The sequence below is a fragment of the Paraburkholderia sp. RAU2J genome (assembly GCF_003634845.1).
Taxonomy (GTDB): Bacteria; Pseudomonadota; Gammaproteobacteria; order Burkholderiales; family Burkholderiaceae; genus Paraburkholderia; species Paraburkholderia fynbosensis.
The window spans coordinates 937,421-948,870 of sequence record NZ_RBXG01000003.1 but is presented as its reverse complement, the minus strand read 5'-3'; the positions used below and the strand labels follow the sequence as shown (position 1 = coordinate 948,870).

11 protein-coding genes are annotated in these 11,450 nt (G+C 60.2%); 2 read left to right on the top strand and 9 right to left on the bottom strand.

Annotation, left to right across the window (positions count from 1 at the left end; all coding sequences use genetic code 11):
- Positions 1-104: 104 nt before the first annotated feature.
- Positions 105-974, bottom strand: coding sequence for an alpha/beta fold hydrolase (locus tag B0G69_RS35685; RefSeq protein ID WP_121324775.1), 870 nt, complete (start codon positions 972-974; stop codon positions 105-107).
- Positions 971-1,261 carry a hypothetical protein gene (locus B0G69_RS35680; RefSeq protein WP_121324774.1) on the bottom strand — a complete coding sequence of 97 codons (291 nt, stop codon included), beginning with the start codon at positions 1,259-1,261 and terminating at the stop codon, positions 971-973. Before B0G69_RS35680 ends, B0G69_RS35685 begins: the two co-directional genes overlap by 4 nt.
- Positions 1,262-1,566: 305 nt before the next feature.
- Between B0G69_RS35680 and B0G69_RS42415 the strand changes: the two genes are divergently transcribed.
- Complete coding sequence (locus tag B0G69_RS42415) at positions 1,567-1,668, top strand: hypothetical protein (RefSeq protein WP_241991641.1); 102 nt, start codon at positions 1,567-1,569, stop codon at positions 1,666-1,668.
- Positions 1,634-1,975 carry a hypothetical protein gene (locus B0G69_RS35675; protein ID WP_241991640.1) on the top strand — a complete coding sequence of 114 codons (342 nt, stop codon included), beginning with the start codon at positions 1,634-1,636 and terminating at the stop codon, positions 1,973-1,975. Before B0G69_RS42415 ends, B0G69_RS35675 begins: the two co-directional genes overlap by 35 nt.
- A 106-nt stretch (positions 1,976-2,081) precedes the next feature.
- Here the strand turns inward: B0G69_RS35675 and B0G69_RS40865 are convergent, their stop codons facing one another.
- The 7 genes from B0G69_RS40865 to B0G69_RS35640 all read right to left on the bottom strand — a co-directional run bounded on the left by B0G69_RS40865 (position 2,082) and on the right by B0G69_RS35640 (position 11,331).
- A complete protein-coding gene (locus B0G69_RS40865; RefSeq protein ID WP_147440822.1) occupies positions 2,082-2,501 on the bottom strand; it encodes a hypothetical protein in 420 nt (139 codons plus the stop codon).
- A gap of 79 nt (positions 2,502-2,580) precedes the next feature.
- On the bottom strand, positions 2,581-3,501 hold the full coding sequence (locus B0G69_RS35665; RefSeq protein WP_121324772.1) for a LysR family transcriptional regulator: 921 nt from the start codon (positions 3,499-3,501) through the stop codon (positions 2,581-2,583).
- 99 nt (positions 3,502-3,600) lie between these two features.
- Positions 3,601-4,545: a MinD/ParA family protein gene (locus tag B0G69_RS35660; protein WP_158609036.1), complete on the bottom strand. Its 945-nt coding sequence runs from the start codon at positions 4,543-4,545 to the stop codon at positions 3,601-3,603.
- A gap of 881 nt (positions 4,546-5,426) precedes the next feature.
- Complete coding sequence (locus B0G69_RS35655; RefSeq protein ID WP_121324770.1) at positions 5,427-6,083, bottom strand: TetR/AcrR family transcriptional regulator; 657 nt, start codon at positions 6,081-6,083, stop codon at positions 5,427-5,429.
- A 416-nt stretch (positions 6,084-6,499) separates the two neighbouring features.
- The gene (locus tag B0G69_RS35650; protein WP_121324769.1) at positions 6,500-7,363 is read right to left on the bottom strand and encodes a 4Fe-4S dicluster domain-containing protein; all 864 of its coding nucleotides are present in this window, start codon (positions 7,361-7,363) and stop codon (positions 6,500-6,502) included.
- Between the two features lie 10 nt (positions 7,364-7,373).
- Complete coding sequence (locus tag B0G69_RS35645; RefSeq protein WP_121324768.1) at positions 7,374-10,352, bottom strand: molybdopterin-dependent oxidoreductase; 2,979 nt, start codon at positions 10,350-10,352, stop codon at positions 7,374-7,376.
- Positions 10,353-10,626: 274 nt separating this feature from the next.
- Entirely contained in the window at positions 10,627-11,331 is a 705-nt protein-coding gene (locus tag B0G69_RS35640; protein ID WP_121325118.1) for an OmpW family outer membrane protein, read from the bottom strand.
- Between the last annotated feature and the right edge of the window lie 119 nt (positions 11,332-11,450).

Here is an 11,450-nt window from a genome sequence, read left to right as displayed (position 1 = left end):
CGAATCTGCAATGAGCGCCGTTTGCGCTCAGCCCGACGCGCAAAACCGGGATTATCTGCAACTGACCAAGCGCCCCGTGATTGGCAGATATTCCGATCACTCATCTAAGCTGGGTCCGTCTTGCTGAGAAAAGTGATCACAGCATTCGCTAGTTCGTCGGGTGCTTCTTCTTGCACGAAATGCCCGACTTCCGCCAGGCGAACCGTGTGGGCATTTGAGAACGCGCGTTCCCAGCGCCTCAGTTCCTTATCTCGAAATGCGACGTCCTTCATGCCCCAGACGAACAGAGCTGGCTTCGTGCTCAGGACGGGGATGCCTGTCCATAGCTCGCCCAGCCATGGCGTCGAGGCGACGATGTGTTTCGGAAACACAAGGCAGCCGGTACGGTCTTCCGGCGACGCCAGCGGTCGCAGATAATGCGCGTGCAGCGCGGGTGTCAATTTGCGCTTATCGGCAAATTCTTGACGCATGAACGTGCGGGCAAAGAAGTTGTAGCGCCGGATCAGGAGACGTCCGATCGGGCCGCCCATGAACGCACTGAAGGCGAAAAAGTGAGGGTCGCGGTTTACCGGCCACGCCCAGGTGTTCATCAGAATAATGCGGGACACCCGTTCGGGATGGGCGATTGCATAGGCGAGCCCAATCGGGCCGCCCCAGTCCTGCCCGATGAGCGTGATGTCGTTCAGCCCGAGGCCGTCAATGAATGCGCCAAGGTGATCGGCGTGATCCTCTGGCCGGTAGCTCCAGCCAGCGGGCTTGTCCGACAGCCCGAAGCCGATGTGGTCAGGAGCGACGCAGCGGTAGTTGTCGCGCAGCCGTTTGAGGAGACGGCGATAGAGAAACGACCATGTCGGATTGCCATGCAGCATCAGAACCGGGCGCCCGGCGCCCTCGTCAATGTAGTGCATCCGGCCCGCCGGCAGGTCGAAGTACCGCGATTCGAACGGATATTCCCGCACATCGATCCAGGTCATGATGTCGCGCCGCCCTGTTGCGCCAGCACGTAGCGGATGGATTCTTCGAAAACGGGTTGGTAGACCCGATAGTTCTCCAGCTTGCTGACGTTGAGCTGGACGCACTCTCGCATCTTCGGCCGCCTCATGGTTTGAAATGACCCGGCCTTCCTGTCCGCGTTCAGCAGCTTCTCGGCCGACGCCTTCTGTAGCTTGACTACAACGAACATCTTGCCCGCACGGACGTGAGAGACACGCGATAGGAGCGCATCGAGTTTCGTTTTGTGGGCAGGATTGAATGTGGGCATGGGCTTCTCCTTCGGGAGCGAAACGTCATGCGGTCATTGCTAGCTGATCATCGGGGTATCAGGGCGGCGGACTTGGTGCCAAGGCCAGAGAGAAAGTGCCTTTCCAATAAACGATAGTTCGATGGACGCTGTTCGCATGAAAGGCCGGCATCACGAGAATCCACGCAAAAAGCATCCAATAGCAGCTTCCACCTTTCAATGTCCGACTATACTTAATTTCCCGTCGGCAAACTGGAAATCGTATCTTAACCGGATACGCTCGCGTCTCAAGGGACGACCAGGGTCTGGACCTGCAACGCGACGCGTTGGCCAGGGCCGGGTGTGAACGCGTCTTCGAAGACACCGAGCGGGGCGAAAGCCGAACGCACGGGATTGACCGGGCTGCTCGCCGCATTGCGACCCGGTGACGCGGTAGTGCTATGGCGGCCGGACCGGCTCGGGCGTTCGCTGAAGGATCTGATCATCTGGTCGAGCGGCTCGACGCCGCCTGCGTTGGCCTGCGCAGCTTGCAGCAGAGCATCGATACTGCGCCGATCGATTGCCGCCACCTGTTCACCTGTTCGGTGGGCTGACTTCGAGCGCAATCTTATCCGCGCGCGTACCCGCGCCGGTCTGTCGGCCGCCCGCACACGCGGAAATAAGGGCGGACGCAAGAAGCGGCTGGCTGGGCATAAAACCCACCTCTTTTTTAAAGTATTGTTATCGCCGAAGTGAGACTCGAGCCGAGATGTCACCATGAGGCTTCTGGTCAACCGCTGTGCCCGCAAGCGTCTGCGAACTGGATGACGATCTTGCAAACTGCAAGTGCATGCCTCTTCTCTCAGATCCACTGCAACGCGATATCGCCCAATACACCGAGAAGCAGCCCGGCCAGGCGCCCACACCATGCCGCGTAATGCGTGCCCTCATGATCAAGCAAGCCTGCGTGGCGTGCCGCGAAACGACCACATAGCGATGGCACGAACAGTGCGGCCAATGCCGCCACGCCTGTCGCTACCATCAGCTCAAAAACCGGCGACAGCGGTGCCAGTTGCTGCGTGCCGGGCAGGATGTAGCAGACTGCATCCATCGCACAGCAGGCGATCACCCAACTGCCGAGGACGTTGCCTATGAATCGGTCTCTATGTGCTGCCACCCTCATAGCCCTTTCTTTTTCAGTTGCGTTCCCAGCGCGAGGTGCTTGCGGCTGGGCCGACAGGATGCCTATGTCCAGCGTCACGCGTCCGGACAATTGCGACATCCGATGGCACCGGGCACTCGTGGGCATCTGAGTTTTACCCGCCGAATATCCGATTTTCTAGCTACGGTCGTCGCACGACCTAACGAGCTTGAGGAGGCGTTTCGGCGCCGTCCTCAAAGAACTGCGACGCGTGGTCGATAAACGCCCTCACCTTCGGGGGTAACAGCGTGCGTCCCATGTAAGCCAGGCGGACCTCCGCCGCCGTATCTGCGATCTCGAACTGCTCAAGCAGGCGAATCAGCCGTCCGGCCTTGATATCGTGCTCTACCAGCGTAATCGGAAGCAGAGCAACACCAAATCCCTGGAGCACGATGTCACGATTAAAGATCGGGTTGTTCGACGTAATTTCGTAGTGGATTGGGACCGCGACGCTTTCATGCTCCGTGCGAAAGGTGACGAATGGCTTGTGCATCGAAGGCGGAACAGTGACGAATACATGCTCTGCCAGGTCAGCCGGATGCCGAGGTCGAGGGCGCCTGCCCAGATAAGTCTCCGTGGTGACGATCACCAACGGCAGCCTGTGGAGAAGTCGCGTCACGGCCAAATCCGTCGCCAGCATGAAAGGCATAACGATACCGACGTCGTAACCATCCGCTGTCAGGTCGACTGGCCGCTCGGTTAACGTGGCGTCCACGCTAATGCTCGGATATTTGAGTTTGTACGACGCAATGAGTGGCGCGAGCCATGTCAGCGCGGCTGTCGTGTGTGCGACCAGCCTGAGGACGCCCGCAGGCAGTCGACCTTGACTTGCCGCATCGGCTTCCAGACAGTCGAGATCGTCCAGGATCCGCGTGCAGCCGTTGTAAAAGCGCTCTGCCGCTTCCGTCAGCGAAAATTGTCGGGTGGAGCGGTGAAAAAGCCGAGTTCCGAGCCGCTCCTCCAACGATGCGATCGCCCGCGAAACGACCGATGGCGATAAGTCCATTATTTCGCCAGCACGCCGGAAATTCTTGACCTCTACAATGGCGCGAAATAGGCGCAAGCTTTCGATATATTCCATGGTTTTAGCGTCTCGCCCGCGGCCAGAACATTGCGACCGGACAAGATAAAGGTAGATGTTTCGTTATACTAAAGACCGATCTGAAAACAGGTGCTCAGACTATACTTGTCGATCGAAGCGCGGCTTATAGATGCGGCACATAGTTTTCGATGTCTCTCGCGCAGGCACCAATGGTTGAGCGTTAATAAACGGCGAGCAAGCCCACGGGCGCGTGGCGCAGACGCTCGGCAGCGTTGACACGGGTTCCCGCCACGATCCTGCCGGCCGCCGCGGCCACGAGTGGAGATCGGTAGCGAGACGCGCAAAATCTTCCGCGGCGGGGGAAGGACGGAACGCATCTGCGGTAGCGCACGGCAGCTCGGCGGCTCGCCCAATGCGGGGATCGGCTCTGATACAGCCTCCATCAAGAACCGAGGCGGCGAGATAATCGCGAGCAATTCTGCTGAGGCTCTCCAGAACCGCGCGAGCGTCCGCTTGATTCTCGACCCGATTCATAACGATGCGGAACTGCGAGATTCCCTGCTTGAGATGCAGGCGCTTCATGCGAACGTACGTGTTTGCCGCTGCATCCGCCGTCATCGTCGTGACGAGCGCCACATCGTGAGCTTGCGAGGCAAGCGGTGAAAGTGCGCCATCGTCGCTAAGCGCAGCGTCGATCAGTACGACATCAGGGGCGGTGGCGGGCACCGCGTCGTATTCGATTGCACCGTAGCGTTGTTCATTCGTATGGCCGGGGCCCGTGATGTCGAGCGGCAATCGACTATTTTCTACCGGCAGCACACGCGGCAGCCTGCCATTCGGCATGGAAGCGGACTCGCCCGCTGCCCGGATCGCGCCGAGCACCGCGCTCGCCGATCCGTCGCCAGGACACTCGTCCACCACGAGCACGTCCATCCCTTGCTTGCCCAGCGCTATCGCGAGATGGACGACGGCAGCCGTGCAGCCCGATCTTTCAGAGCCGCCTGTGACAGCGACCACACGCGCGGTACTTTTGGCGAACATCTCGCGCAACCCGAGCGCTTGTCCGGAGACTGTATCCTTCACTGATTTCCCACGTATCGAGACCTGCGCGCCCATCACGCGTAGCGTTGACTACCCGCGCGCCGTCAGTCATAACGACGCGCCCATCGCTCGCTTCATCCACGTGTGAATTGTACGCCTTTGTGTCAATGTTGACAATGCAATCAGACATGTTTTGCATGTCAAATATGAGCGCCAGATGAAAGAAGCGCGATCGGCGGTCGGCCCCCGAGCTCATCCGGTTCTTTCTTGCACGTCGGGAATTGAAATGCTGAGCGCTGCCTGAAAATGGCGGTAGCGGTACGTCTAGCCGGCTGCAGCAAGGCTTGACGCCGTGCCTTTGGGGTCGCCTCGATCAACAGGCGAAGGTGCCTGGGGGTGCGGCCAATGTCCTGTTGTGGTGAGGGGGGCGAGTGGCACCTGTCGATGCCTCCGACTGATGCCCGCGGCAATTTATCGAGCGGTCGCTTCGCCTTAGCGACAGCTCGGCGCCGCCATGCCGCGTTCACTCAAGAGGGGTTGCGGCGGGAAATGGGCTGTGCCAGTCCATCCAGTCATATGAGTCGCTATGGTGCGCCCATGCCCAGTTCCTTGCTGTAAGGGTACTGGTTGCCTCAACGAGGTGGTTCGACACCGAACCCGGTTCATTCCGGTCATTTGTGTTGCTCCCGACCGTGGCATTTAGGGAATTCGTGTGGTCGCAATACATGGCCATCTCCTTTAACAGTTCCAAATACATGCGTATCCGCGCCAACCGCTAGAGACCGGCGTGTTCTCTAGGGACAGTTGCAATGGTGAACGAACTCATATAGCCCTTACCGAGCGGTTGCCGCTTCACCTTTATCGTGTCAGGCCTTCGTAGCGGAACTGGCCCTCGTACGCGGTGGTTCTCTGACTTTCGCAGTTCAGCCGGGTACGTCCGGGCGATGAATGTCGGAGACTCTTTCTTCCGGCTGTCGCAACAACGCGGACGAAAAAAATCCGGCAAGCACTGTCTGAAGCACCTTGTCGCTCACCGTTTGCGGACTGCACATCCTGAAGAACTTCGCGCCATCGCACAGGCACATCAGGCCAACCGCGAGAGTCTCGGCCTGCAGGGGCGACGGCCTGCCGTTGCGCTCCGAAAGCATGCGGATGTACGCGCCGATCTGTTCCAGCTTTTGCTGCTGGAAGGCGTCAATGCGCTCCCGAAACCGGGTGTCCCGGCACGCGAGCAACTGGGCCTCGACCCAAAGTGGAAAGCAATCGTGTTCAACAAAAGATTGGCTGTAGTACGCAATGGCGCGCTCCTTCATTTCATCGGCAGTTCCGCCCTTCTCCATGATCGCCAGGAGATTCGCCCGAGCCCTCTCGTCGTCGCGGCGCAACAACCTGATCAGCAGGTCCGGCTTGCCGCCGAAGTTTGAGTAGAACGCGCCGCGCGTATAGCCAGCAGCCTCAGCGATGTCCTCCACGCTTGTTGCGGCCAAACCCTTTTTAACGAACATCTTCCGCGCAGCCTCAAGCAGGCATTCGCGCGTCTGCTCTTTGCGCTGCGCCCGTGTCAGGCGTTCCCGCTTCATGACATAAAGTACCGGTCAGGCCGGCATCTGCGGTGCCGCCAGATCGGCGAGCTTGTCAGATGACGGATTTCGCAATGACTCCGTCGACGCCGAACTCGGCTGCCTCGCGACTCGTATGACATTAAACTCACCTATGATTTAATAGTCAATTATGGCAGCGAAATCTGGCCAACGCGAGAGGAAATCGGAACCGTCATACCGCGCACTGGCATTCCGGAACAAGGCATCCAGAAACCCTTCGGAAAAAGCGCAGAGGCGCGCTTCGCGAGGCCGTCGTGAGCTTCCTTCGTCCGGTTGGAAGATCTTCAGGCGATAGCGTGCGCCCCTGAGTCGGCCGGCGACTGCATACGTCGCCCGTCCAAAGCGTGAGCGGTCCGCCTGTCTCATGCCAAGCAGCTTCGTCGCGGTGCTCGTAATCAGGCAACTTCCATACTGTTTGTCGACTGGGCGAGGCTAACCTCACCCAGATAAACGCTTTCGCCCAATTCGCACTTGCGCCACGCGTTGCCGAGGGCGTGATGGATTTCGACCCGGTAGCCGCCACTGTCCCTGGCGAGACCGTCGAACCGGAAATCGCCGAAGTGGTCTGACACGGTTTCGCCTACCTTCTGATCGCCGACGTAAAGTGCGACGACCGCATCCGTGACGCACTCGACCACGTCTGCCACCCGGGCGCTGACGCTGCCCCCGATGAAGCAGGTTTCCCAACGCTCGAGGCCGCTGTACCACACGCGCGGCTTCGTGCCCAGGTTTGGCCGCAGTACCTTGAGTCCTTCGCGCTGGGCCTTCTCGGCCATCGCTGCGTCATCGAGCCTGACCGTCTCGAAAACGTCGGTGGGGCATGACTGCTGGCAACGTGGCTGGCGCCAGCCCTGGTCGAGCAGATGAGCATCGAAAATCCAGGTCTGCGGCAGCTGCAGCTCATCGTTCCAGACGATCGCCTTGTACGGACAGGACTTCACGATGTCCTTGCGGCCCCGCGCCTTGTCCGGATCGATGATGACGATGCCGTCGGCGCGCTTGCGAACGGCGTCGCCGCCCACCCGCATGCAAGGCGCTTCGTCGCAGTGGTTGCACATGACCGGCAGATAAGTGGTCTCGACCATATGCGCGTCGCCCTGAACGCGCCGCAGGATGCGCACGGGGCTGTCGGCACTGGCCGCGGCAGGCGCGGCATAACCGGGGAAGTCGTTGCCGACGTGCTCATCCCGCGCGGCGATCACGCAGTTCTGGCAATTCTCGCAATGCCCCACTTTGATAACCAGGTTCAATTTGCTCATTTTGTAGTCCTTACGCTGCGCGACCGAGCACGAACGCCTCGGCGCTTCGCCACTTCTCGACCTGCACCAGGCAGGAGTTTGGGCTCATACTGCTGGTTCCGGCGGTTTGCGGCCGGTCAGGGGTGAGCACGTTCATACAACCGCCTATCTCGACTCGCTCGCCATCTATTTCGATCATCTGAAACTCGGCGCTCGCCTCGTACGACTTGACCACTCCCGGAGTGACCAGCGCCGAGACGTCGGCCGCGCAGATCACAGCGCCGCGGTCGTTGTACACCTTCACGAGGTCGCGATGTGCAATGCCTCGCATGGCCGCATCGGCCGGACCAAGCCTCAGTAGCCAGAAGCGGTGCCCGCCAATCAGCGCGCGATGGTCCTCGAGACTGTTGACCGAGGAGTTCTTGCCGTCACAGTGGGTATGGAAACTGTAGCGACTGTGGGTGGCAATCAACTGCAGCGGATAACGCTGAGCCAGGTCCGAGCGTCTCCCTTCCCAGGAGGGGATATACCTGTTGAGCGGTGGCCGCTCGGGATTGTCCGCCGTGTGCCGCTTCAGCAACTCGGGCACGAACTCCAGCTTGCCGCTCGGCGTCTGCAGGCCCATGCCGAATTTTTCGGCGAACTGGGACGGCAGCGGATGGGGTTCCTGCAGATCCTTGCGCCTGCCTTCCGCGAACCAGCGCATGTCCACCGGATGGCGCAACTCGGGCTTTTCGGCTGGCACGACGAAATAGCCCTTGCGGCAGAACTCGCGCCACGAAATGTGATCGGGCAGGTCCGACGAGTCGAAGACCCGTCTGACCCAATCGAGGTCGCTGCATCCCTCGGTGAACACGCCGCCCAGGCCGAGCCGGGTCAGGATGGCGGTGAAGATGTCGTAGTCGGAACGTGAGTCGCCCAAAGGCTCGATGCACTTGTGCTGCAGCGTGATCAGGCGATGATTGACGGTGCCATGCCCATGGTGGGCGTAGCCACCGGCATTCGACCATTCGCCGATGTCCCAGCGTTCCAGCGGCGTGCACGCAGGCAGGATGATGTCGGCGAACTGGGCCTCGCCCTCCATCCAGATCGACTGGTTGACCACGAACTCGATACTCGAGTGCCGGTAGGCGTCGGCCCAGCGCCCGGATTTCGTCACCGTGCTGAAGGCAGATCCGCCATAGCGATAGATCATGTGGATCGGCGAGTACCCGGGCATGGGGTAGCTGAACGGCGCGAACTGGGCTTCCTGCGACATACCATCCCAGAGATAGCCGGTCGCATGGCCGTTGATGATGGCGTCGGGCAGTTGCTGCCGCGGGACCATTTGCTTGACCGGATTCATGGACAGGATGTGCGGCATGCGCTGGTAATTGTTCACCGCATTGGCGGTCCACGCCAGGTCGCCGGAAATGCCGCCGTCCGCATAGCCGGGGAAGTAGAAATGGAGGTCATGGGGAGCACCGACTTCCAGGCAGCCGAAATTGACCCCTGGCTTCCCCCAGCCCTGCATCGCCATCATCATGATCATGCAGCGCGCCCATTGCGCTCCCGTCGCGCCGCGGGCCGCGCCACCGAATCCTGCGCCAGTCATCCCGACTGCCAGATGAACCTTTCTGTTCCCCCATCGGCGGGCAAGCGCACGGACGTCCTTGGCCGGCACGCCGGTCTCGCTCTCCTGCCACTCGGGAGTCTTCGGAATGCCGTCGGTTTCGCCCAGAAGATAGGCCCTCCACTCGTCGAACCCGGTGGTGCGCGTGGCGACGTAATCCTTGTCGTACAGGTTCTCCACGGCCCACACATACATGATGGCGGTGGCGAGAGCGGCATCGGTTTGCGGTCGGATCGGCATCCAGCGCCCGCCCAGCAATTGGGCGGTTGGGTTGCAGTGCGGGTCGATATGGACGAACTCGATGCCGAGCTCCTTGGCCCACATGCGCCGCGGCGTCCCTTCGAATCCCGCGTAGGCCCCATTGGTGCTTTCCGGGTCGCAGGACCAGAAGACGATCATCTCGGCTTCCTTGAGGCAATCTTCGACGCCGCCATAGCCGGATGGCACGCCGATGCGCATCGAGTTGCCGAAATGATGCATGGCGCCCCAGTACCAGCCTTCCCAGCTATCCGGATTGGCCGCGACCCGGGTGAAGCCGATCTGGTTGGCAAAGCGCGTCAGCGCGCTGAGGTAGTAGCCCACGTTGCCCCACTGGTGATGGGACGACATCGGGAAGGTGATGGAACCGGGACCGTGAACGCGCTTTTGCCGGTTGATTTCCCTGGCGACAATGTCCAGCGCCTCGTCCCAGGTGATACGCACATAGCCGGATTTGCCCCGGTTCTGGGGATTGCGTTCGCCATCGGGGTCGAAGTCGACCCGCTTCATGGGGTGAAGGATGCGCTTGTCGGAATAGACAAGCGACTTGAGCGTCAAGGCGTGGGGCGCGACCAGGCCACGCCGTGGCGGGGTGAAACGGCGGCCGCGCGCCTCGATCACATAACTTGGCGCATCCGTGCTGTCCAGATCGATTGGGGTCACCCGAACGACGCGGTCGCCCTTGACGTAGACAAACAGAGGGCCGCCGTTTGTGCAGGTCGTGTAGCGGCGGGTGCCGTCGCGCATGGGCGTGCCCATCGGTAGGCCGACGGTGCGCATCATGCTTAGGGTTTGCATGAGCCAAACCAGCAGTTCGTCCTCACCCTCGGTCACCACCTTGAAGTTCTTGGCAGCGTGGATGATTTCGCCCTGGTCCGAATTGGGGGAAAGAAACTTCAGCGCGGTGGCCACATCCTTGAAGACCATGCGCACGTCGGCCCGCGGATGCTTGCCGGCGTGCGACCGAACGCGCCCGTTCCTGAACGTGATGACCCGACCGATGCTTTGATCCGCGAGTCCGATCCAGGCCACGAGATTGCGCTCCTTCAGGCGATCGCGATAAGCGGGAAAGCGGCGTGCCGTCAGGTCAAGGACCTTGGGCAAGGCGAACAGAATGGTCTTGAGGACCTGTCGTTTCATATTTCGATCCAAAGAGAAGCTTTGTTGCGCAGGCGGCGGCACGACGGTATGACCACTTCCCCGAGCGTGCGAACAGCGCGGGTCAGCGCGGTCATGCCAGGCTGTGAGTCAGAAACCCGGCAACGCCGGCCCCTTTGCAGCAGCGCGTGTTGCCACATGCCGTACCCGACTGTAAAAGCGCGAACCGCAGTCAGGTCCGGGCGAAAAAAATAAAGGTGCATGTCTTCAAAAAGTGCGCTCAAATGTCAATTGACCCATTGAAGATCCGTACGCGCTAGAACGTGTAGGCGACGTTCACGAAGACGCTAAGTGGATTTAGCCGGAGCGTCGACTGCGAAACGATCTGCGTTCCAGTCGCGGTCTGTCCGTCTAACGTCAGCTTGGTTTTTACCGGCATGTAGTTGACGGAGGTTCCCACCGACCAGTGCTTTGCAATCGCGTAATTCGCCCCGATCTCGAATACCGGATTCCACGATGAACTGAGTGTTGCGTGTGCCGAGCCACCCGGACCCACGCTATCCATGACAAACTGGCTATTAGTTGTCCGAACCTGGGTGAACCAGGTATAGTTCACGCCCAAACCGATGAATGGACGCAGCTTCGAGCCGGCCGAAAAGAGGTGGTATCGAAGTTCAATGGCGGGCGGCATCGGCCTCGTCGAGCCGAGGTTGCCATACTTCGCCAGTGTCCCATCGCCAACCAGATTTACTGTCAATGGCAGTCCAAAAAGCATAGCGACGCCAATGTTGTCCGTGACGTAGTACTCGGTGGTAATTCCCACCGTATTCGTTGACGTCGCATGCGCCCCGGTGCCGGCTAGCTGGCGATTCACCGTTTCGCCGCCAACACTCTCCACGGTGAGCGGCGTTGCGTTACCCTGTGGCGCGATGTGAAGCCATCCTGTGGAGAGCGTAATGCTTCCCGCGGACTGGGCGTTTGCATGCTCGGTAAGTGCAGCCGAGCAGATGCAAGCCGCCATCCCAACTGTATTGATCACTCGCACGTAATTTCTCACGTGTCGTCTCCTGTCTCTTTGTCTGGAATTTTTATAAATCAGCGGTGTTGCCCTTGGAACCGCTCAATTGCTCGTTTTCCGCC